The sequence below is a fragment of the Vibrio anguillarum genome, assembly GCF_003390515.1.
GTDB lineage: Bacteria > Pseudomonadota > Gammaproteobacteria > Enterobacterales > Vibrionaceae > Vibrio > Vibrio anguillarum.
Genome location: NZ_CP031478.1, coordinates 890,412 through 913,635, shown reverse-complemented (window position 1 = coordinate 913,635; position 23,224 = coordinate 890,412). Strand labels below are relative to the sequence as shown.

General features: G+C 44.1%; 19 protein-coding genes. 4 read left to right on the top strand and 15 right to left on the bottom strand.

What is annotated here, in order from left to right; genetic code table 11:
- Nucleotides 1-7 precede the first annotated feature (7 nt).
- Nucleotides 8-643, bottom strand: coding sequence for a pyridoxamine 5'-phosphate oxidase (pdxH, locus tag DD616_RS03820; RefSeq protein ID WP_013868203.1), 636 nt, complete (start codon nucleotides 641-643; stop codon nucleotides 8-10).
- 297 nt (nucleotides 644-940) lie between these two features.
- On the opposite strand from pdxH, the gene DD616_RS03815 reads away from it, so the two are divergent.
- From DD616_RS03815 to DD616_RS03800, 4 genes are read left to right on the top strand one after another with little or no spacing between them, the layout of a single operon-like run.
- Nucleotides 941-2,332, top strand: a complete 1,392-nt coding sequence (locus tag DD616_RS03815) for an HlyD family type I secretion periplasmic adaptor subunit (RefSeq protein WP_017046873.1) — start codon at nucleotides 941-943, stop codon at nucleotides 2,330-2,332.
- 44 nt (nucleotides 2,333-2,376) lie between these two features.
- Nucleotides 2,377-3,039 (top strand): transglutaminase-like cysteine peptidase, encoded by a 663-nt coding sequence (locus DD616_RS03810; RefSeq protein ID WP_026027195.1) that lies wholly within the window; start codon nucleotides 2,377-2,379, stop codon nucleotides 3,037-3,039.
- A gap of 5 nt (nucleotides 3,040-3,044) precedes the next feature.
- Entirely contained in the window at nucleotides 3,045-4,955 is a 1,911-nt protein-coding gene (locus DD616_RS03805) for a bifunctional diguanylate cyclase/phosphodiesterase (protein ID WP_013868206.1), read from the top strand.
- Nucleotides 4,956-4,970: 15 nt separating this feature from the next.
- A complete protein-coding gene (locus DD616_RS03800; RefSeq protein WP_013868207.1) occupies nucleotides 4,971-7,085 on the top strand; it encodes a type I secretion system permease/ATPase in 2,115 nt (704 codons plus the stop codon).
- Nucleotides 7,086-7,166: 81 nt separating this feature from the next.
- Here the strand turns inward: DD616_RS03800 and DD616_RS03795 are convergent, their stop codons facing one another.
- From DD616_RS03795 to DD616_RS03730, 14 genes are all read right to left on the bottom strand, one after another.
- Nucleotides 7,167-8,843 carry a flagellar assembly protein A gene (locus DD616_RS03795; RefSeq protein ID WP_013868208.1) on the bottom strand — a complete coding sequence of 559 codons (1,677 nt, stop codon included), beginning with the start codon at nucleotides 8,841-8,843 and terminating at the stop codon, nucleotides 7,167-7,169.
- Nucleotides 8,844-9,031: 188 nt separating this feature from the next.
- Nucleotides 9,032-10,726, bottom strand: coding sequence for an ATP-binding SpoIIE family protein phosphatase (locus DD616_RS03790; RefSeq protein WP_208871482.1), 1,695 nt, complete (start codon nucleotides 10,724-10,726; stop codon nucleotides 9,032-9,034).
- A gap of 18 nt (nucleotides 10,727-10,744) precedes the next feature.
- A complete protein-coding gene (locus tag DD616_RS03785) occupies nucleotides 10,745-11,044 on the bottom strand; it encodes an STAS domain-containing protein (RefSeq protein ID WP_094163515.1) in 300 nt (99 codons plus the stop codon).
- 11 nt (nucleotides 11,045-11,055) lie between these two features.
- On the bottom strand, nucleotides 11,056-12,234 hold the full coding sequence (locus DD616_RS03780; RefSeq protein ID WP_017044935.1) for a methyl-accepting chemotaxis protein: 1,179 nt from the start codon (nucleotides 12,232-12,234) through the stop codon (nucleotides 11,056-11,058).
- Nucleotides 12,235-12,278: 44 nt separating this feature from the next.
- Nucleotides 12,279-13,322, bottom strand: coding sequence for a protein-glutamate methylesterase/protein-glutamine glutaminase (locus DD616_RS03775; RefSeq protein ID WP_094163513.1), 1,044 nt, complete (start codon nucleotides 13,320-13,322; stop codon nucleotides 12,279-12,281).
- Nucleotides 13,319-13,960 (bottom strand): chemotaxis protein CheD, encoded by a 642-nt coding sequence (locus DD616_RS03770; protein WP_013868213.1) that lies wholly within the window; start codon nucleotides 13,958-13,960, stop codon nucleotides 13,319-13,321. The genes DD616_RS03775 and DD616_RS03770 overlap by 4 nt, the downstream gene beginning before the upstream one ends.
- Nucleotides 13,961-13,970: 10 nt before the next feature.
- Nucleotides 13,971-14,831 (bottom strand): CheR family methyltransferase, encoded by an 861-nt coding sequence (locus DD616_RS03765; protein ID WP_017044936.1) that lies wholly within the window; start codon nucleotides 14,829-14,831, stop codon nucleotides 13,971-13,973.
- Complete coding sequence (locus DD616_RS03760; protein WP_208871481.1) at nucleotides 14,816-16,834, bottom strand: methyl-accepting chemotaxis protein; 2,019 nt, start codon at nucleotides 16,832-16,834, stop codon at nucleotides 14,816-14,818. Before DD616_RS03760 ends, DD616_RS03765 begins: the two co-directional genes overlap by 16 nt.
- A 10-nt stretch (nucleotides 16,835-16,844) precedes the next feature.
- On the bottom strand, nucleotides 16,845-17,309 hold the full coding sequence (locus DD616_RS03755) for a chemotaxis protein CheW (protein ID WP_017042330.1): 465 nt from the start codon (nucleotides 17,307-17,309) through the stop codon (nucleotides 16,845-16,847).
- Nucleotides 17,309-17,839, bottom strand: coding sequence for a chemotaxis protein CheW (locus tag DD616_RS03750; protein ID WP_017044938.1), 531 nt, complete (start codon nucleotides 17,837-17,839; stop codon nucleotides 17,309-17,311). Before DD616_RS03750 ends, DD616_RS03755 begins: the two co-directional genes overlap by 1 nt.
- A 21-nt stretch (nucleotides 17,840-17,860) precedes the next feature.
- Entirely contained in the window at nucleotides 17,861-20,017 is a 2,157-nt protein-coding gene (locus tag DD616_RS03745; protein ID WP_208871480.1) for a chemotaxis protein CheA, read from the bottom strand.
- A gap of 59 nt (nucleotides 20,018-20,076) precedes the next feature.
- The gene (locus DD616_RS03740) at nucleotides 20,077-20,436 is read right to left on the bottom strand and encodes a response regulator (protein WP_010317272.1); all 360 of its coding nucleotides are present in this window, start codon (nucleotides 20,434-20,436) and stop codon (nucleotides 20,077-20,079) included.
- Between the two features lie 23 nt (nucleotides 20,437-20,459).
- Nucleotides 20,460-20,723 carry an STAS domain-containing protein gene (locus tag DD616_RS03735; protein WP_013868220.1) on the bottom strand — a complete coding sequence of 88 codons (264 nt, stop codon included), beginning with the start codon at nucleotides 20,721-20,723 and terminating at the stop codon, nucleotides 20,460-20,462.
- A 308-nt stretch (nucleotides 20,724-21,031) separates the two neighbouring features.
- Nucleotides 21,032-23,095, bottom strand: a complete 2,064-nt coding sequence (locus tag DD616_RS03730) for a tRNA(Met) cytidine acetyltransferase TmcA (protein ID WP_208871479.1) — start codon at nucleotides 23,093-23,095, stop codon at nucleotides 21,032-21,034.
- Nucleotides 23,096-23,224: the final 129 nt, after the last annotated feature.

The following is a 23,224-nucleotide window of genomic DNA, read 5'->3' as shown; positions in this document are numbered from 1 at the left end:
GTAGGCTTTAGGGCGCTAAACGTTCAGCGTCCCACTGTTGATCGTGTTGCGTAAACAAGAAGCGATCATGCAAACGATGCTCACCACCTTGCCAAAATTCTATCGATTCAACTTTAACGCGATATCCTCCCCAAAAACTCGGAACTGGGATCTCACCTTGTTCAAATTTCTTTTTTAACTCCAAGTATTTACCTTCCAAAATACCACGTGCTGAGATACGGCTGCTCTGGCGGCTCGCTATCGCGGCAATTTGGCTATCTTTAGGACGAGAAGTAAAATATTTCATGTTTTCAAAAGCCGACAATTTTTCAGCCGTTCCTGTGATGTGCACTTGTCTCTCTAATGGGTGCCAAGGAAAGTGCAAGCTGACTTTATTGTTGTGTTCAATATGCTGCGCTTTGCGACTGCCTAAATTGGTGTAGAAAACAAAACTGTCTTTTTCGACATTTTTTAATAGCACTATACGTTGGAAAGGTTGTCCATTTTCATCAACCGTTGCCACTGTCATCGCCGTGGGATCGGTAAGACCGGCATCAATGGCCTGTTGCAGCCAAAGGTTAAACTGCTCAATGGGATTTGAAAGCAAATCTTTGCGTCTTAAACCGCCTTTTATGTATTCGCGGCGGATGTCTGAAAGTTCCATCTCTGCTCCTTATGAAATTTTTGACGATTGTGCGCCTATCATCGTCATAACTCAAGAGTGCTAAGGTTCAACAAAATCAGTAATTCACAGCTAAACTCTGTAGAACGTACGCAATAGGAAGTACAATCAATTCAAATGGTGAATAGTAATCTCATGATGAGTGGCAAATCCTTAACATTTTGCTAGACAAGTAATAAAATCAAGCAACTATACCCAAACAACTTACAGTTGTAGCCTCCCTCTACAGCTTTAAGTAGAAAAGGGAAATACACTACGATTAGGCGCAAAGGATAAGCGATGAGCAACAAGAGTTATAACAAACTCTCTTCGACAGAATTGGAGTACGTAGACGACAAAACGGCGGCTCTGCTACTGAACACGCCCAACAGTGCACGTGTGATGCTCTGGGTTATGGTCTGTTTTTTTCTCTTAGCCATCGTCTGGGCCTCATGGGCACAGGTCGACAAAGTGACAGTTGGACAAGGCAAAGTCGTTCCGTCATCGCAAGTTCAAGTGGTTCAAAACTTGGAAGGAGGCTTAGTCAAACAGATATTGGTTCGCGAAGGTGAACGAGTGCAAAAAGGCCAACAACTGTTATTAATTGATGACACACGTTTCCGCTCAGACTACCGCGAACGTGAACAACAAGTCGCTAACCTTACCGCCAGTGTTCTACAGCTATCCGCTTCCATTACTAGCGTGATGATTAACGAAGAAATTGATGATGACAACTGGCAAAATAGCGTCAAAATTGACTATAACAAACTCGCCTTTCCACCGCTGTTAACAGACAACCAACCCGATTTAGTTAATAGACAAAGGGCCGCCTACCGGCAAGATCTTAATAACTTACGCAACCAACTTTCTCTTTTAGATCAACAAGTCAAACAGAAACTACAAGAGTTGGTTGAAATACAAGCGCGCGTGAAAAATTTGCGCCAAAGTTATGATTTTGCGAATAAAGAGCTTGAGATCACTAGACCTTTAGCAGACGAAGGTGTCGTGCCACGAATTGAGCTGCTGAAACTACAGCGCCAAGTAAACGATACTCGCCGTGAAATGACCACCAGCGAGCTTAACATCCCAGTATTAAAATCAGCGATTCGCGAAGCGGTGCTCAACCGTATTGATGCGGCTCAAAAGTTTCGCTCACAGCAGCAAGACAAACTGAACGAAGCCCAAGATAGACTTTCAGCAATCACAGAATCAGCCGTTGGGCTTGAAGATAAGGTAAATCGCACTGTTGTGCTATCGCCTGTGACAGGAACGATTAAGACGCTTTACGTCAACACCGTTGGCGGTGTTATCCAGCCCGGTATGGATATTGTTGAAGTAGTCCCAACAGAGGATACCTTGCTTGTTGAAGCGCAAATTGCCCCGCAAGACATCGCCTTCTTAAGACCAGAGTTGCCTGCCATCGTAAAATTCAGCGCCTATGATTTCACCAAATATGGCGGCTTGGAAGGGACACTTGAGCATATCAGTGCCGACACCACTCAAGATGAAGAAGGCAAAAGCTATTATTTAGTCCGAGTAAGGACCAATCAAACCAGCTTAGGGCATGATGCTAACCTGCCTATCATCTCAGGAATGACGGCCTCTGTTGATATTATTACGGGTAAACGAACCGTGATGGATTATCTACTAAAGCCCATACTCAGTGCACAAAAAAATGCGCTAAGAGAATAAGGTTCACTTATGCTTTTTAATATATTCATGATTGACGGTTTTTGATGAAGTTTTGGCTGCCACTGGTTTTATTGCTATTTATGCCCTCATCCCCCCAAGCGCTCAACACCAAAGAGCAGCAGTGGGTCGATGCGGTCGCGCTTACCTATGGCACAAGAGCGGGAAAACGCGTCGAAACATGGCGCAAAGAAATTGCCAAGCACCAAAATGCTCCCGAACGTGACAAATTGACCGAAATAAATCGATTTTTCAATCAGCTGTACTTTGTTAATGATATCGATTTATGGGGGAAAAATGACTACTGGGCGACACCACTTGAGTTTCTAGGAAGCAACGCAGGGGATTGCGAAGATTTCACAATTGCGAAGTACTTCTCCCTGCTTGAACTGGGTATCGATGATAAAAAGTTGCGCCTCGTGTATGTTAAAGCCATTGAATTAAATCAGTTTCATATGGTTCTTGCGTACTATTCAACACCCAATGCCGAGCCCTTAATTTTAGACAATATAAACCCTGAGATTAAGCCAGCATCAACACGCCGTGATCTGTTACCGATCTACAGCTTTAACGGTAAAAATTTATGGCTAATGAAATCCAAAAATGGCCAGCTTGCAGGAGACTCTTCACGATTAAGTCTTTGGAATGACTTACGTGAACGGGAACGCTCGCTAAAATTGAATAAACCAATTGTAAGTTACGATGAGTAAGTAATATGACGCTATATAAACAACTTGTCGCGGGAATGATTGCCGTCTTCATTATGCTGATGACTTCAGTCTTTATTATTGAATTCAATACGACCCGCAACAACTTAGAGCAGCAGCAGCGCTCTGAAGTCAACAACACCATCAACACCGTCGGTTTGGCGCTGGCACCTTATTTGGAGAAGAAAGATAAGATTGCGGTTGAGTCGGTTATCAATGCCTTGTTTGATGGCAGCTCTTACTCAGTCGTACGATTGATTTTTCTAGACGATGACGAAGAGATTCTGCGATCTTACCCTGTAAAACCCAATAACGTTCCGCAATGGTTTACCAATTTACACCTGTTTGCACCGATCCATGATCAACGCGTTGTAACCAGTGGTTGGATGCAGCTTGCTGAAGTCGAAATTGTCAGCCACCCTGGCGAGGCCTATGCGCAATTATGGAAGGCGCTGATTCGACTACTTATCGCGTTTAGCGCTATTTTTGTGATTGGCCTTGCCGCCATCGCTTTCATTCTGAAGCGCGCTTTACGCCCGCTGCAGATGATTGTCGAAAAAATGGAGCAAGTCGCACGCAACCATTTTGGTGAACCGCTACCGCGGCCAGCGACCAAAGATCTGATTTATGTAGTTGATGGTATCAATAGCATGTCAGCGCAGGTTGAAAAAGCGTTCAAAGCTCAGGCGCAAGAAGCGCAGCAACTGCGTGAGCGTGCTTATATTGACCCAGTTTCTCAACTTGGCAACCGCGCCTATTACATGAGTCAACTCAGTAGTTGGCTATCAGAAAGTGCCATAGGTGGCGCTGCTATTTTGCAAGCAGAGTTTATCAAAGAGCTTTACGAAGAAAAGGGTTATGAAGCAGGCGATGGTATGGTGCGCCATTTGGCTGAGCATCTAAAAGTGTCGATTACTTCACCTGATGTGACTCTGGCACGCATTTCTACCGAAGAGTTTGGCTTTATTTTGCCCAACATGGAAGAGAGTGAACTCAAAATCATCGCCGATAGTATCATGAATTTTGTGCAAGACACTCTAGCCGACCCGACTGGCATGGCATCAGCTAAAGTCTCTTTAGGTGTTGTTCATAATAAAGAACCAAAATCTTCAACGCAGTTACTTTCCTTGCTCGACAACGCGTTAGCCATTGCAACTGCAAATCCAGAGCTGATTTACGGCTTTGTCAGCAGTGAAACCAAACAAACTGTGATGGGTAAACAGCAATGGAAAGCATTGGTTGAAGAAGCTATCCATAACGATTGGTTCAGTTTCCGTTTGCAGTCAGCCAATAATAGCTGGGGACAAACTTTCCACCGCGAAGTTTTTTCAGCGATTGAGCACGATGGCAAACGCTACAGCGCTAACCAATACTTATTTGCACTCGACCAACTCAATGCCAGCCATATTTTTGATGAATATGTTATTGAAACGATGATTCGCAAGCTCGAAACGGGAGAGATAGCCGAACCATTAGCCATTAATATCGCTCAAAGCAGCCTTTCTCAACCCAGTTTTATTCGTTGGGTCACTCAGACTCTGGCGAAGCATCGCTCTATCTGTGAGAACCTACACTTTGAAATACCGGAAAACGCATTCCTCAACGCCCCTCACCATACGGCGCTATTTTGTAATGCCATAAGAGCAGCCGGCGCAGACTTTGGTGTCGATAACTATGGCCGGAATTTCCAATCATTAGACTACATCAACGAGTACCGTCCAAAATATGTGAAACTCGATTATCTATTTACTCACCACCTCGACGATGAAAAGCAAAAATTCACCTTAACGTCGATTTCTCGCACAGCACACAATTTAGGAATCACCACAATTGCGTCAAGGGTAGAAACGCAAACTCAACTTGATTTCCTTTCCGAGCATTTTATAGAAGTCTTCCAAGGCTTTATTGTGGATAAATAAAAAAGGTCAGATGTAATGCAAGACACGCTACTCAATTCGCTTATCTATGTGAGTCGTTATTATGGATTGGCGAATTCCCCAGAAGCACTGATCAACGGCCTACCTTTATCAGATGGGAAACTGACGCCGTTTCTCTTTCCTCGAGCAGCCGAAAGAGCGGGGTTAATCGCCAAGGAAAATCGCTCAGCATTGGATCAAATCCCAAAATTGGTTTTCCCCGTTATCTTAATTTTAAAAGGCGGTGAAGCCTGTGTGCTCAGCAGCATCAACGAAGCGAATCAAGAAGCTGAGGTCGTCACTGCGGAGTCTGGTCTAATCCCCGTAGCTATTCCCTTAGAAGAACTGACTGAACGCTATATTGGCCGCTACTTCATGGTGAAAAAACAGTTTCGCTATGACGAGCGCTCACCAGAAATATTAAAGACCCGTGATGGCCACTGGTTTTGGGGTACGTTATGGCAGTCAAAGCACATTTATCGTGATGTGTTGATCGCTTCCATTTTAATCAATTTATTTGCCATTGCGGCACCAATGTTCAGCCGTTTAGTGTATGACAAAGTCGTGCCTAACCTTGCGTTTGAAACCTTGTGGGTATTAGCGAGCGGGATTTTTGTGATCTTCTTATTCGATCTGCTCCTCAAACTACTTCGCAGTTATTTTATTGATGTAGCGGGCAAAAAATCTGACATTCTGATCTCTTCCAAGCTCTTTAGTAAAGTGATGGGGATCAGAATGGAGTCTCGTCCTCCCTCTGTCGGTGCGTTTGCACGACATTTACAAGAGTTCGAATCCATACGCGAATTCTTTACCTCAGCAACCATCTCATCATTGATTGACCTGCCATTTGCACTGCTCTTTTTAGTGCTGATCTGGCTAATGGCGGGCAGCTTAGTGCTGGTACCTATCGCCGGTGTACTGATCATTGCTATCTATTCTCTGCTCATCCAAGCACCTCTACGACGGGCGATTGAAGAGGGCTCTCGACTGGCATCACAAAAATACGCCAACCTGATTGAAAGTTTAGCTGGACTTGAAACAGTGAAACTCTTTGGCGCTCAAAGTCAGTTTCAGTATCGCTGGGAAGAAGCGGTCGCGCACATGGCGAACTGGAACATTAAAAGCCGTCGAATTACTGATGGTATTCAAAATACTGCCGGTTTTGTTCAGCAAGCCGCGAACGTTGGCATGATCATCTTAGGCGTCTATCTGATATCCAACGGCGATTTAACCATGGGTGGGCTCATCGCGGCAACCATGCTCAGCGGCCGTGCGATTGGCCCAATGGTGCAACTATCATTACTTTCAACACGCTACAACCAAGCCAAATCGTCCTTAAAAATCATTGAGCAAGTGATGCAAATGCCCGATGAGCAAGAAGAAGGTAAACGCTATATTCATCGTCCGATTGTGCAAGGTAAAATTGAGCTAGACAAAATCACTTTTCACTACCCTAATGCGCCTGTTGCATCAATACGTGACTTAAGTATAACGATTCATCCGGGTGAAAAAGTAGCGATCATAGGCCGCATCGGCTCAGGGAAGACCACCTTAGAGCGCCTTATTATGGGGTTATATCAACCGACCGAGGGGAATGTTCGTATTGATGACACCGATATCGCGCAACTGCATCACATTGATGTGAGACGTAATATTGGTTGTGTACCTCAAGACAGCAACCTATTTTACGGTTCAATTCGCGATAACATTACGCTCGGGCGTCCCTTAGTTGATGATAGAGATGTGATGGATGCCGCCAACCGAGCGGGAGTTACCGCGTTCACACAGCAAGACCCCGCGGGGTTAGAACGACAAGTGGGTGAAGGCGGCTTGTTGTTGTCTGGTGGTCAGAGGCAAGCGGTAGCCATTGCTCGTGCATTGCTCGGACGCCCACCCGTTTTGCTACTTGATGAGCCCACCAGCGCCATGGACAATCGCTCTGAAATGCACATCAAACATCAACTGTCTCAATTGACACCAAGTGAGACGTTAATATTAATTACTCATAAAACGTCAATGCTCGATGTGGTTGATCGCGTCATTGTGATGGAGAAAGGCTGTGTCATTGCCGATGGTCCTAAATCGATGGTGTTAAACGATCTCAAACAGGGCAAAGTGAGATCAGTGCAATAGCCACCTTACTAGAAATAGCATAATCAGCAAAAAACGAGGCAAAATGCCTCGTTTTTTGCTTAGCACTCTGAGATAAGAATGTTAGATCCCTCCGACATCTTCATCTTCAAGCATCGAAGCACATTTAATCTCATACTGGTTAAATGAGAAGATACTAGCGCCATGAGCCCGCTTGGTGATGATCCGCTCATCATCAAATTGCACCGAAACATGGGTATAAACTTTATTTTTGACTTCGATCGTATTCATTTCGAGCAATTGCTCAAACTCCTCTCCCAGCATATCCAACGCCAATTTTGCTTTTTCTAAACGATCATTAGTCTGTTTCTTAAATTCATCAATTTTTAGCAGTTCCTCTTCCAAGCGTTCCGCTTTAGGCTTTTTCTTAAATTCAATCTCACGGCGGATCACTTCCATCGTCGCTTCTTGCGCTTGTTTATAATGTTCTTTGTGTTTCGCGACCCGTTCTTTATACACAGCATAACGAGCAAAAGCCTGCACAGCCGTGGCAGTATCGCCTTCAACGCCTAGATTGAAGCAAACGATCTTACCACCAACTTTCGCGTGACCACCACTGAGTGTGCCTTGCTTCTCTTTACTATCTAATACTTTTAGATCATTGCCACAGCGTAATTCATTGCTCATGCTGTGAACCGCTAAATTGATGTCATCTGCCGCTTGCAGTTCGCTAAATTGAGCATAGTTAGCCGTGATAGAGCCTCCTGATTTGATAATGCATGTTCTTGCTTCATCATCAAACACCGTATGGCCAATAATGCCTTTACCAACATCAATATTACCTTGGGCTTGAACATCAGCAGACTCAACAAACCCACCGATGGTGATTGAGCCCGTCGCTCTCACGATCATCCCAGGCTCGACATCGCCCGTGATGACAACACATCCTTTAAATTTCACGTGGCCAGTGGCTACACTGACGTTGTTTAAACATAAAGCGTTATCGACATCAACCGTTTTACTTTTCAGGATAGGCATGCCCGCTTGACTGGCCAGTAGCACATTCGGGTCATTGGGTGAGATGTAAGACCCCTTTCCTGCAACTAAGGCCGAGTCTTTACCTGGTTTAGGATCCAGCACTTTCCCCTGCACGGTATAGCCTGGCGTTCCTTTTGTTGCAGGAATTCGACGCATCACTTCATCATCTTGACCAACAGTGATGGTTTCACCTAAGTTGCGCATATCAATTTTGTTCTGTCCTTGCTTTTTGGTCGGTGCTAACACGCGCTTACTGACATCCTCAACCAAAGGAACAAATTGTGCGTCTTTACCTTGAATGGGTTCGCGCCCCTGCGCAACAGGTTGAGTGTATACTTCCCCTGGCTTCAAGGTATTACTTACCATTAACACTTTCTTTAAAGCCAGTTTGTTGATGCCTTTTGTCACGTGGGAATGAGCCAATGCATACACTAACTCACTACCGCGCAATGCTCTGCCACCATATGCACCCGTCACGACCATGCTGGCCAACATATCTCGATCACTAAATTCAATCTCAACCGAAGCGTTCTTTTTCTCTGCAATGGTGATTCCAGAGAATGCTTCACCCTTACCCTCTTTTGCACAGTTGATAAAGCGGGTAACTTCAGTTTCATTTAAGAAAAATGTCGATGCAGATAACTCAAACAATGCTTCTTTCAAGCCTGCTTGGTCAAAATTTTTGTCGATGGACTCCGTCCCAGGCAACTGGGCAATGACTTGTTTTTTGTCCTCTGAAAGCGAAATTAAGCGTTTCCACATACTACTTAACCCATATGGTTAGATTCCGTTCGTATGGCAGTGTATACAATTTACAGTATGGACTAAATCTTTAGGCAACCAAATTAAGGGCTACATCACTTAGTCACGACGAAACGAACTATATAACCTAAAAATAAACGAAAGAATGAGTTACGCAGAATTTTACAGTGTAAATAATCTGTTCAGTATTAAGACAATATCGGAAAATCATGTTTACTGTTAAAGGCGTAAGTCACCTTAACAGTGCAACCATCTTTTGAATATTCCAATGACTCACACAATTTAGAGACCAAAATAATCCCTCGACCGTGTGTACAGTTGCCGTCTGCAACCGTATGTTGGTAGTCAAAGCCTTCGCCATTATGCTCAAGTGAAAAGCTCAATTGTCCCACCGTTGGGTCATAATCAATGTCTAGTTTAATCCATAACGATTCATCTAACTCATCCATACACTCTTCACGTCGTTGGTAAAAAGTGAGAAATCCATCTGGGTCATCTTTTAGTGAAGAATTAAGTTTTAGTAACCCATGCTCAATGGCATTAGCAAACAGTTCTGACAATACAGAGCAAACGAGGTCAAGATGCTCGCCACCACTGATAAAACCGCGAACAATGTTACGCATCTCGACCATAATTGAAATTTTTTTAAGAATTGAAGCAGGAAAAAAGAGATGGCTTTGCATTGGTATATGGCTAAGAAACTGTTTTTTTTGCGACGCTAATATTTCATTATTATTGGTAATTGGAAATGTCATTGAAAGAATTGAGAGGTCATCACCATGACCACGATTGGAAAACTGGCATACTTCATCGTACAAATCTGAAATCTGAGTCTTACCGTTCCGTTGCAAAACTTGTTCGAGTCGCAACTGGCCAAATTGTTCCCCGTTTTCATTCATCGCTTCGGTAATACCGTCGGTATAACAGAGGATAGTTTGGTTAGGTTTTAATTTGAGATGAACTAAATTTACTTCAAATTCATCAGCATCCAGAACTCCCAGTGGCATATGTGTGGAAACGAGACGACGAACGATGTTGCTCTCTTCATCCAGTAAATAACCATCAGGCAAACCACCTCCCCACCACGAAACCTCGAAGCCGTTGGCTCGTATCTCAAATACACTGGCCGCAAGCATCATGCCAACAGGCAAAAACTTTACTAGCGCACTATTAAGTTCAGCGACCATTTCGCCAAGCGACATCCCTTTTTCAGCCATTGAAAAAAAAGTACGCGTAGCAGGGATCGTTGAAATCGCGGCAGGTAATCCATGCCCAGTAGCATCGGCGATCATGATGTAGACGCCACCATAGGGCCGGTTCGCCACAATGATGAGATCACCATTAAAAATGGTCGAAGGTGTGGAGATATAACTGATGCCATAGATATTGCTGACTTTTGCACTCATCTCCTCCATTAAGTTGGTGAAAATGGATTCGGCGATGGCATAGTCATATTGTACTTGTTCGTTGAAATAATTGAGTTTATCTCGCTGTTGAGTAACTTCATTATGCATTTTCACAATACGGTAATGAGCCTGCACTTTAGCGAGCAGTACGCTTCGCTCTACTGGTTTAAGAATAAAATCATCGCCCAGCGATAAGCAACGTTCAAACGAATCATGATCATCAAGCACGGTCAAAAATATAATGGGGATATGGTGATTTGGAAAAGAGTCGCGGATCTCTTTTGCGGTGGTGAAACCATCTTTAACTGGCATCATCACATCCAACAAAATAACGTCGGGTAAGACGTCCATGATGAGCATCGCCTCAACAGCATCAGCGCCATTTTCGAAGGTATCTATGTGCTCAACAATAGGCGATAAAATAAACCGACAGAGCTCTCTATTTGATTTATGGTCATCAACAATCGTTACGCGCATCGGCTCACTCCTTAAGCATTATTCGATACTAAATTTTTTATCAAATCGAGAAATCAGTAAGATTTTCCTTATTTGGGGTAAGGTATTGGTAATTCGGATCATGCCATCACTTTGCTCAAGATATTTCTGCATATTGAGCAGCATGCCAAGACCAGCACTGTCAATATAGTCCACCTTGCGTAAATCAATGGTGAATCTAAAACCTCGATAGGGTGAATAACTATTACGAAATTCTTTAACTAGGTTAAAGCCAAAAGCACCCTCAATCGCGATAGTAATGTGTTTAGCATTACTATCAATTTCAGTTTCTATACTCATCGTACTCCCTCCTAGAAAAGCTCGACTTCGCCTTCGTCCATATTAGTTTGGATTGCGGCGGGACCACTTCGATTGTGCAGGCGCTCTGTCAATTGGTGAAGTTGTTCTGCCCATGCTGCTTTAGTCATGCTTTGTGTTAGTAAAGCGTTCAATAGCTCATTTGCTTCTTGCAAATAATCAATAGACGCATGCGCATAATCACTTTGTTGAACCACAATGTCAGCAAATTGAAGGGCACGGACGCCATTACTCACTTGCTGGGTTAATTCTTGTCCTAATTCTTGAATTTTTTGCACTTCTTGCTCTATTTCTATATTCACTTGTTGGACACCACGCAGCATGTGGTCCACTTTCTCTTTCGACTCAATCACGTGAGTCATATCTATCGATGCCATTTCGCCAACGGTTTTGTTTGCTCTTTGTACTGTTTGTTGAGCAACATTAATTTCTGATTCAATTTGAGTATTCAGCGTTCTTGCTTTAACCGACAAGTCGCGCACCTCTTGAGCCACGACCGCGAAGCCTCGCCCTGCCTCGCCCGCTCGCGCCGCTTCAATCGCCGCATTCAGCGCCAATAAGTTGGTCTGTTCCGATAGGCTTCTCACTTGATTTAACAGTTTAAAAACCATATCCAATTTTTCTGACATGTCGTGAATGCTGTGTACCGCTGAAATACTTTTCTCCGAAATATCAATCAGAATTTGTACAAAGCCATCAATAATCGCCTCAGTCTTTGGTAGTACGGTGGTGAGATCATATTCGCTGCCTTGGTTTGCCAATAAGTTATTGACCAAGGTACTTGAGACGTGACTCTGTTTTTGGCTGATATCTTGTAAGCCAAAAAATGCGTTATTTAATGTCTCTACTGAACCTTCAATCACGGTGTGCTGCATGGTTAAAGGGCTACTCACTTTAGGTAGCGTCTCTTTGAACAGTTTTTCAATACTCTGTAGATGTTGCTGCGTTTCAAGAGTGGACTCTTCTTCAACCTTATTTTGGTTGGCTTTAGCTTTGTTTTGTTCACTAAAATTCATAGACAATACTAGCCAAGGTATTGCTGCCGCAAAAATCATTAGCCCCATGCTCCATAAATTAGGGGAGTGAAGCATGACGGCAAAAAGGGCCATTAGCTGCAAAACTAAAGCTAAAATATATTTTGCTTTTGGTGTCACTGTTTTATTTATCATCACCCATTCCTTGCTTATCTATGTTGAGCTTATTTAATGAGACAACACTAGCGATAGAGTTCATCACAAATCCATTGTGGTATGGCATTTAACGCTTTGATATTCTGTGTTGCGCCAATCTCTACTGCCGCTTTGGGCATTCCCCACACCACTGATGTTTTTTCGTCTTGAGCTAAAGTCAATGCGCCACACAACTTCATTTTGAGCATGCCTTGCGCTCCATCTTTACCCATCCCGGTTAAGAGGATACCGATGGCTTTGTCTCCCACATTTTCAGCAACCGTATCAAACATCACATCTACTGAGGGTTTATGACGATTGACCGCAGGTCTATCGTCAACTTGACAGTAAAGGTGAGTGCCTTTTTTTATCACCATCAGATGCTTATCTCCGGGAGCAACATAAGCGCATCCATTCACTAAAGGCGCTTGATTAGCGGACAACTCTCTCACCTCTACGGCGCTACAAAGATTCAAACGCTCTGCAAAGGGGCGAGTAAACATCGCACTGATATGTTGAGTGATCACGATCGGTGGCAACCCTGCTGGTAAAACAGAGAATATGCTTTTTAATGCTTCTGTTCCGCCCGTTGAGGCTCCAATCGCGATCAACTGATAACGCGCCTCTTGGTGGCTAGTCGCTATCAGTTCGACCTGATTAACCGCCGCAGAATGATGCGATTGAACGACATTTGCCCCTGCCGCCATTTTTATTTTGTCGTTCACCAGCTCCCTATAACTTGCCATTTCAGCCGTGTTTTCGACCGACGGTTTAGGGAAGTAATCCACTGCACCAAGCTCTAATGCTTCTAACGTGGCTTGAGCGCCATGCTGGGTCAAGGTTGAAATCATCACTACCGGCATAGGGCGTAACCGCATAATATTTTTTAAAAATTGCACGCCATTCATTTTTGGCATTTCAATATCTAGCGTTAGCACATCAGGATTGTGCTGCTTGATAAGCTCTCGGGCTTGGTAAGGATCTTGTGCCATTGCGACGACGTCTAACATAGGGTCAGCATTAATCAGCTCGCAGAGCAGTGCTCTAAAAACGGGAGAATCATCGACAATCAGCACTTTGATTTTTTTCATTTAAATAGCTCCACATCATCACTCTCTTTATGCGCTTTACGATCCAACTGTGTGGCATAAACCTTTTCTTGAAAACTTAACCGGCTCACTTCGGTCAATGGAATTCTTTTTAGCCACACTTTACCTGTCATGGGTTCGAAAATGACTTTTCTCGGTTCGTCCCCCCCCAAGTCACTGGCTTCGACAATAAGCCTTTCTTGCTCAACATAGTTTTTGATGAAATCTATGTTTTTCTGGCCAATCATGGCTTTAAAACCCAGCATTTGTGCTCCACCAAAGAGTTTTACTCGTAAGCGCTGACGCTCAGCCCCCATTTTGATCAACTGATTAATCAGTAGCTCCATCGCATAGCAACCATAACGAGAGGCGGTTGAGGCAATATCATCAGGATGCCAGTGATCAATTTGTGAATGCTGATCAAAAGGCAATAAAAAATGGTTCATCCCCCCAACTTTGGCCGCTTGGTCCCACATACAGGCGGTAACGCAAGAACCTAAACCGGTACAAATGACCTCTTGTCGCATCGTACAGTACAACCCACCGGGCAAAACCTTTACCCAATCCACTTTTTGTTGGGGATGATAAAATCGGCTGAAATTCCGATTGTCGGTTGCCAAATGCATCGCCAACGAGGTCATTAATTGTTCCTCATTTTTTCACGTAAATGGTGTGGCCGAGATGATGAAAAACATCAGCACAGCGCCCCACACTTTCTGAATGACCCAAAAATAAAATCCCATTCGGTTTCAACCATTCATAGAACCTTTCGATCAAAGCCTCCTGCGTGGGTTTATCAAAGTAGATCATCACGTTTCGGCACGAAATGAGGTCTAAATTCTTAGGTAGCGTCCAAGGAGATAATAAATTCAGTTGCTGAAAATGGACAAAACGTTGCAATTGACTGGCGATTTTAATTTTTCCCTGTTTGATTCCGCGCCCTTTTACAAAGCACTTTTTAAGATAGTGCTGTGGAATAGTAACCACAGCCTCATCGGTATAAATGCCCGCTTGCGCATGTGCCAAAACCTGTGTGTCTAAATCTGTTGCGTAGATATCAACATTGTCTGCGAAATCAAATAAACCGCTGCTGTATAACGACGCAATAAAGCTGTATGGCTCTTCACCACTAGAGCAGCCAGCAGACCAAATTTTAGGATGACGCACTCCCTGTGATCGCCACTCATCAAGCAGTACTTTTTCCAAAAACTCAAAGTGGTGATACTCGCGAAAAAACTGTGTTTTGTTAGTCGTTAACGCATTGATGAAGTGGATCCGCTCTTGCTCATTATGCTCAATAAGCTCCTTGTAATCACAGAAACGCTGAATCCCCCGTCGACGCATCTGACGGCTCAAACGGCCGTAAACCATCGCTCGCTTCGCATCCGACAAGTAAATACCAGCCGTTTTGTGCATAAACCACTGGATGAATTTGAAATCCTTTGCGGTGAGTTCAAATTCTTGGTCATTGTTCATCATGATTGGATGGCTATCTGTTAGAACTCTTCCCATTCATCTCCATCCTCATTGAGGTTGAGCCCAGAATTGACAACGTTATTGGTGGCTTTAATGTCTGCCACTTTCTTGACCTTGGGTTTGGGTTGATGGGCGGAGATGGGTGTTCTTTTGGGCTCGAACGTTTTGATGTTGTCATCGGTGGTGAAATAGCTCATCAAGCTAATCAGCTCTTTCCCTTCATCTTTCAACGATTGGCTGGCCGCAGAGGTTTGTTCAACAAGAGAGGCATTTTGCTGCGTCATCTCATCCATGGCTGTAATTGCACGATTGATTTCGTCAATGCCCGTCGATTGTTCAATACTGGATGATGCAATTTGGGCGATGAGATCAGATACTTTTGCTACAGCGTCCACAATCTCATTCAATGTTGCTCCTGACTCATCAACTAAACGCGATCCCTCTTCTACTTTCTCAACACTATCTTTAATCAGCCCTTTAATCTCTTTCGCCGCTGCTGCGCTGCGCTGCGCAAGGTTTCGAACCTCTCCAGCAACAACAGCAAATCCACGCCCTTGTTCTCCGGCTCTTGCCGCTTCTACCGCTGCGTTCAAAGCCAATAAATTGGTTTGAAAGGCTATCTCGTCTATCACTCCAATAATATCGGCAATCTTCTTACTCGAACGATTAATTTCCGACATGGCCGAGATCGCTTGCCCCACCACTTCACCACCTTTACTGGCTTTTTTGGCAGCATCACTCGCTAGATCGTTCGCACCTTTGGCGTTATCTGCATTTTGGCGCACGGTCGCTGTCATCTCTTCCATACTGGCGGCCGTTTCTTCTAAATTGGATGCTTGAGCTTCCACCCGTTGGCTCAAATCATTATTGCCTTGCGCGATTTCTGTTGACGCCGTAGCCACTCTGGCAGAAGAAATGGTGATCTTTTCAACCATATCGCGCAGGTTAGCAATCGAGGTATTGACCGCATTTTGCAGTTGACCAAACTCACCTTGGCTGCCCTCTTCCATCTTGGTATTCAAATCGCCATCCGCCACTTTGCTCATGACGTCAATACACTGAGCCAGCGGTGAAACTAAGGTATCAAGCAAGTTATTAATCCCCTCGCCCAACTCCCGCATAAATCCGCTGTACACGGTGGTATCAATTCGTTCATTCAACTGCCCTGCGATCGCTTTTTGAATGAGGCTCTCTACTTGGTATTGACCATCTTGTTGTTCGGTAATATCGATCCATTGCAATGCAGGGCCAATGTATTCCCCTTTGTGATTGTGCATCGCAATACAAGTTAAATTAAATTGCAGCGCCCCCACTTTGATGTTGGATGAAAATGGCAAACGATCAGGGTTGGCAATTATGCTACGTTGATGGCCCGGGTTTTTATGAAAGATATCGATATTTTGTCCGACCAGATTATTGACGTCAAAGCTTGTTAATACTGTCCTCAACTCACTTTCTCTTGTACGCATCAACTTGGTCAATGAAGGGTTTAAGTATTGAATAATACCCTCTTTATCGGCCATCATTAGGTTGGTTGTCATCCCCTCGACTGCCGAAGCTAAGCGGCCAATTTCTTGCTCTTTTGCAATCTCTTGAGTGACATCACGCCACTCTAATGTGTTCCCGATATAAATACCGTCTTCATCAATAATGGCGCCAACATTAAGCTCGATCTTCACTCCTTTAATAGTAATCATGGTAGTGAAAGGCAAGTTGGCTGGATTCGACAACATTTGGCGTTGATGCTGTGGATTGACGTGAAAACCATCGATGCAGTAGCCAATCAATGACGACTCTTCAGCTTTAAAATCAGGCCAGACACTTTGAAAAAGCACTTCATGCTGCTTGAGTAGAATCAATGACTGCTTATTGAGATAGGTGATTTGAAAATCTCGGTTAATCATCATCAATGCGGTTTTTGCTGCATTAAGAGCAGAAAGAAGCTGCTGATTGGAGAGCCCTTCATTCTCATCGACCAATGGATCTTCTATCTGCTCAACAAATTTTTTTGGTTCTGGTTTGCGGTTCCAAAATGCCATGAGTATTCCCTCACAAAATAGCGTCTTCTACGAATGTCTGATTTAACCCAGGTACATCAAAAAGGGTCTCGATATTAATTAGGATCAAATGACCGTTAGCCACACTAGCAATTCCCTTCATAAATTGTGGTTCAACCGTGGTGGATAAGGCTGGTACAGGTTTTATCTCTTCAGCGGCTAAGTCATACACTTCTGAAACACCATCGACAATAATGCCAAGCGGATTGCGTTGCGCGTCATTCAAAACGATAACAACTGTCGTGGCCCCAATCTGTGCAGGTGGCAGATGAAAACGAATTCGAAGATCAACAATCGGTACGTACTCACCACGGATATTGAGTAAGCCAACTAAGTAATCCGGTGCATTGGGTACAGAGCGCACATCACTCCAGCCGCGAACTTCTCGGACCTCAAGGATTGGCACAGCGTACTCATCATTATCTAGCACGAAACTAAGAAACTCTTGTTTAGACATCAGGGTTCCTCACTCAGTATTCGGTGCATATCAAGGAGCCCTTGGGTATCGAGCAGTGACATGACCTCTTCGCCAACATTGAGCAAACCGAGCGAATACGCAGCGGCAGGTGTTTCCCCCACGGCAGGAAACAGCACATTATCTCCCTGGCCAATCACATCACTCACTGCATCAACGACTAAGCCCATAATACGAGGCCGCTCTTGTTGCAGGCTACGAAGTACCAACACCACAGTCGTGGGAAAGTAGCCACAAGCCTCCATACCAAATCGAAGGCGCAGATCGATAATAGGCACAATCATGCCGCGTAAATTAATCACACCTTTCACAAAGCTAGGCGCTCGAGGAATAGGCGTAGGTGGCTCCCATACTCGAATCTCTTCAACATCTTGAATTGCTACCCCGTACAACTCATTCGCTAACCGGAAACTCAGAAAATCAGCCTCACAGCTTCTTTCTTCATAAACAGCATTCAAAACACTCTGTGTTTGATTCTCTTGTTGATGATTTGGTGAATAATCATATTCCATGGCTCTTCTCTGTCACCTTCACTAAGCGGCAATAATCTTGGGAGATAAACTTGAACGTCGATTCGAGTACGTGGAGATTAACCCTTGAATATCTAAAATGAGCGAAACGGAACCATCTCCCAAAATCGTAGCTCCTGATATGCCTGCCACTTTGCAGTAATTTGACTCCAAGCTCTTTATAACCACTTGCTGTTGGTCTAGTAGCTCATCAATCAATAAGCCAACGCGGCACCCAGCGGCTTCAACAAAGCAGAGTATTCTATCGGGCAAAGCACCACTTGATCCCATTTCCAGTTCATCTTGCAGACGTAAGATAGGAATGTTTTCGTCACGAAGCCGGTACAGCTCAACCCCACCGGCGGCATACTTCACATTAGCTAAGTTGATTTGGATAGATTCGATAATGGTGAGCAGTGGGATGATGTAAACTTCCCCGCCTACTTTGATCAATTGCCCATCGAGGATGGCTAAAGTGAGTGGTAAACAGATAGTGAAATGGCTGCCTTTACCTAACGTGGATTCGACATCAATATGCCCACCCAACTCTTCGATATTACGTTTTACAACATCCATACCGACGCCACGACCTGAAATATCAGACACTTGTTCTGCTGTTGAAAACCCTGCGGCAAAAATAAGGTTAAGGATCTGTTTGTCGGTGATCTCTTCACGCCGTGTATCTTTAGGTAATACACCTTTTTCTAGCGCCTTTTGAAATATTCTTTCGCAGTTTATCCCCGCGCCATCATCTTTCACTTCGATCACTATCGAGCCACCTTGATGATAAGCATGTAGTTCAATGGTGCCGATTTCTGGTTTGCCTTGTTCAAGGCGAATGTGTGGCTGCTCAATTCCGTGGTCAATACCATTTCTGACTAAATGAACCAATGGATCAACAATACGTTCAAGGACGGTTTTATCGAGCTCGGTGTGCTCGCCAATGATGTTCAGTTCTACTTTTTTTTCAAGTCGGCCGCACAAGTCTCGCACAAGGCGAGGAAAGCGGCTAAAAGCAAAGCTCATCGGCAGCATGCGAATATTGAGCACATTTTCTTGTAAATCTTTACTGTTTTGTAAAAGCTGAACTAGGCCTGCTTGCAACTTTTCTAATTTATCCATGGTGAAATCGTTGCCGATTTCGGTCAGCATTGATTGGGTGATAACAAGTTCCCCAACCAAATTAATCAGGCTGTCGACTTTCTCAATATCGACGCGAATAGAGCTTACGCTGGATTCTGCTTTCGCCACTTTGGGCGCAGCAGCGGGCGTAGACTCTATTGATTTTATGAGATCGATGGGTTTTATGAGATCTACTTGCTCTGCTGATTCGGTAGGGGGAACAGCGTTCGCATGAAACGTAGGTGGCGCCTCGGCCAAAGATTCCTTGCTCTCGATGATCATATCTTGGGTCGTCGATTCTGGTACTAAAGGTTCAACAATTAAGTCACATTCATCTTCAACCCATTCAAAGATTTCGCGAATATCACTCTCTTGCACTTGGCTACTGAGAAAAATCGTCCAGCTTAAATAACAAAGCTCAGCCTCTATTTCCGCCAATTCGGGAAGGTGTTCAAGCTGAGCTTCCGCCCTGCACTGATCATCCAGTTCATAAAGCTCTCGTAGCAACCGAAGTGGATCATTACCACTGAAATAAAGTTCTCTATGCGGAGTAAAAACAACTTTCCAACCTAAGCGGTTCTCGTTGTCATAAGCCTTTAAGAGCGATGACGTCTGTTCATCTTCGGCGTCAAGCGAGTGATGGTCTGCTAGTTCATGATCAATCGTTGAATTGTCGGCAAGTAAAGCATGCAGTGACTGGCTGACTCTCTGCTGAAGCTCACTATCAACCTCATCATGGCTCTCATGCCCCGCGAGCATATTGCGAATGCAATCACCGCTTTTCAGTAAAATGTCCACACTTTGAGCGGTGAGAGTTGATTTTTCGTTACGGACGAGGTCAAGATACGCTTCGACAGAGTGGGTAAATTCACTGATATCCAGTAAACTAAAGGTCGCCGCGCCACCTTTAATCGAATGGGCAGCCCGAAAAATGGTATTAATAGTCTCTTTCTCAACCTGATTAGGGTCAAGATTAAGCAGTACATTTTCAAGCACTTCAAGATTTTCACGACACTCTTCGTAAAACATCTTGCGCAACAGTTCCATGTCTAAAGCCATAGCTCTTCCTGCCAGTTAACGTCGTTTAACGAATGAAGCTTTTAATAAAATACGGTGTTCTATATGACCCGTTTTAGTGTTTTCAATAGCGTCTCAGGGTTGAACGGTTTAACCAACCATCCTGTAGCTCCAGCGAGTTTTCCTTCTTGTTTCTTTTCCATACTCGTTTCGGTGGTTAGCATCAAAATAGGAATAAACTTATATTGAGCATTACCACGTATCGCTTTAACTAACTCAAAACCACCCATCACTGGCATGTTGACGTCCGAAATAACAACATCAAATTTGGTTTGTTGTGCCTTACGTAATGCATCACTTCCATCAATAGCAGTTTCAACTTCATAGCCTGCATCTTTCAATGTATGGCTTAGCATTTGACGAATTGAAACCGAATCATCAACCGCGAGGATCTTTGTCATAGCCCCTTCCTTGCAAAATCTCATTACTCTGCGAACAAGCTTTCTAAAGCCAGTAGCGCAATACCTTCATTGAGCGTGTTTGTTGCGTTAACTAAAGTGATCTCAATTCCAGCTCGCTCTGCTGTCATAAACAAAGAAGCAAGTAGTTGTAGACCGGCAGCATCCACGCTATTGACTCGTGATGCATCTATTGTTAAAGGAGGAGTTAGGCTTAGCCATTGAAGATAATTTGCTTTGGAATCTAGTACCGTTGAAATTTCCAAAGACTCCGCCAACAAAAGATCCATATCTCATCCTTATGTACTATTTATATTCTATTTTTTAGGAGAACACCTGACTTTGAGTGTAGGAGGGAATACTCATTAAGCAAATGATTGAACACGTTAGGAACAAAAATAAAAACCTCACAATAAGGGGGACCGTATGGTTAACTCATTAATATAATTTGGATTTTTTATTCTGTGACTAGAACAAAAAAATCCTACTCTTAAGACGTAAGTAGTAGGACTTTTTTGTCATATGACAAGCACAGTACACCTGGAGAAAGTGTCTGCTCTTACATTATTCACGCTTTACAGTGTAAATTGGCTGCAGTTCATTGCGTTGAATGATCAACTTTACAGTGTAAATCATCTAATAGTCGATTAAGGTCATGACGGAGGGTAGCCTCAATCATTTTCCGTCCAGTGAAGTTTAATTGACTGGCACACTCTTGCCAGCTTTTCCTTTGCAATACTTTGACAATAAGTACATCAGATAACAGTGATAGAGCAGCTTTATCCAATGAAGTAATTAGCCGATGAATCCATACACTCACACTCTCATAATCCGCACCGCCTTGTGCGTAACAACGTAGCAATGAATAAGGTAGGAAATTAACTTCATTTGAATCCGCGCATGCGACACGATCTCGGACTAATGACAAGATGGTCCGAACCAAAGCCGGCTCTAAATTTTGCAAAGAATCAGATAGCGAGAAAATGAAATGCTGCTCGAAAATTTGTTCAGCCCGAGTTAACCAATCCAATTTTTTCGCTTGGACCATGATTAAGGAAAAACAGCCACTCGCGCTGTCTCTGTGGCTCCCTAGTTTTATCGGAACAAATTGGTTCTTAGCCCAAAAAGCCATTAAATCGCTCGTTACGCCAAAACTCGTCGCTAAATAGTCGGCATCATTTTCCAGCATGCACGCTTCAATCAAGCGGCTACCCAACCCTTGATTTTGTAATTCGGGATGAACTGCAATACGCATGATGCGCTGACAAACACTCTGCGCTGCCTGCGTAATACCGACTTGATTAGCTAAGCAAACCGGAACTAGATGACCTTTAGGACGCCGCTTTCCTCGTTGGATCTCTTCCACTAAAGCGCTACAAAGCCCACCTTCACGAACTGTCAGCAAACAACCGACACAAACCTCGTCTACCATTACAGCAACTAGCTGAACTTTATCGTCCGCTAAAAAATGAAATAGATCGTTCGGTGATGTCTGGTAATGAGCATTCACTAATAACGAAAAAATAGCGGCTAAGCGTGTCGGGTTGGCAATGAGTTGAGCCTTATCCAGATGCTCAATGTTAAGTGTCGCTAACTGTCCTGATGTCATCGTCGGCAATGTAGCTAAATCATAGCGAAGGAGGAAAGTATCGTAATGCCACGCTTCTAACGGATCACCCTGACGCCAACGGATCGGTTGATCTAAATGGAGAGTTCGAGTCCCAGCTCGATGGTGTGCTAACCAAGTTTGAAACTTAAGCGTGAACCCTCTCCCACACCCTTCGTAGCCATGAATGGTGGTAGAGAAGACCGCACGATGATAGTGTTCAACCCAGTTTTTTAACATTGATAAAGGCAGCGCGGCCGCTTCATCTACCAATAGGAGATCACACTGTGGCCGATGCAAAATCAGCTCATCCGGTGCCACAAACGTCAATGACGAGTTTTGCCAAGTAAGGGATTGTCTGGTGACGTGAGCGCCTGCTAAACCTTTAGCCGCATGTTCAAATATCGGCGCTACGGCATGGATTGAGGGTGCCGTGACCACAATATCTAATGAACGAAACGCCATCAATTTAGCCGCAGCAATACCAAGCGCACTGCTTTTCCCTCGTCCCCGATCGGCAGTGAGAACCAATGGTCGCTTGCGATGCCCATCCATCACACGAAGAATTGCTGAAACCGCATCAGCTTGCTGTTCATAAATCGGTGATTGAGAACTGACTCGTGGATAAACGGGTAAAGGAGGGCAAGGTTGATTCTGTTCTATAACAACAAGCTGTTCGAACGCTCGCGTTAACCAGCGCTCAGCAAAAGAGTCGTTACGCTGAGGGGCTTCAATGATCAACAGTAACCCACCACCGACCAGTGAACCCAGCGCAGCACTGAAACTGTTCGCATCAAAACCATGGTGATTGTCACAAATAAGTAAATGGCATTCTTGACCAAGAAACTGCTGCCCTTTATTAAAGGGGGCATAACGAACGCATGGTAACGGTTCTCCACCTAACTGAAATATGGCTTGCCCCTCATTTTTTGCGAGAAAATGCATAAGCACGTGTTGTTGCCATTGAGGCTCACCACGGATTAAGAGCCCCATACGCCATAGGCTATTCTCAGCCTGCACCATCAAATCATCTAAATAAGCCGCTATCATGTTCATATTTACGCCACCTCGCTGAAACGCAATGGTAGCACAGCCGCTATAATCACTGTGCGTCGTTAAAAATATTTTTCTTTACGACAAATTATATTTGCTTTAATCGTGACCATTTTTAACTAATTATTCACC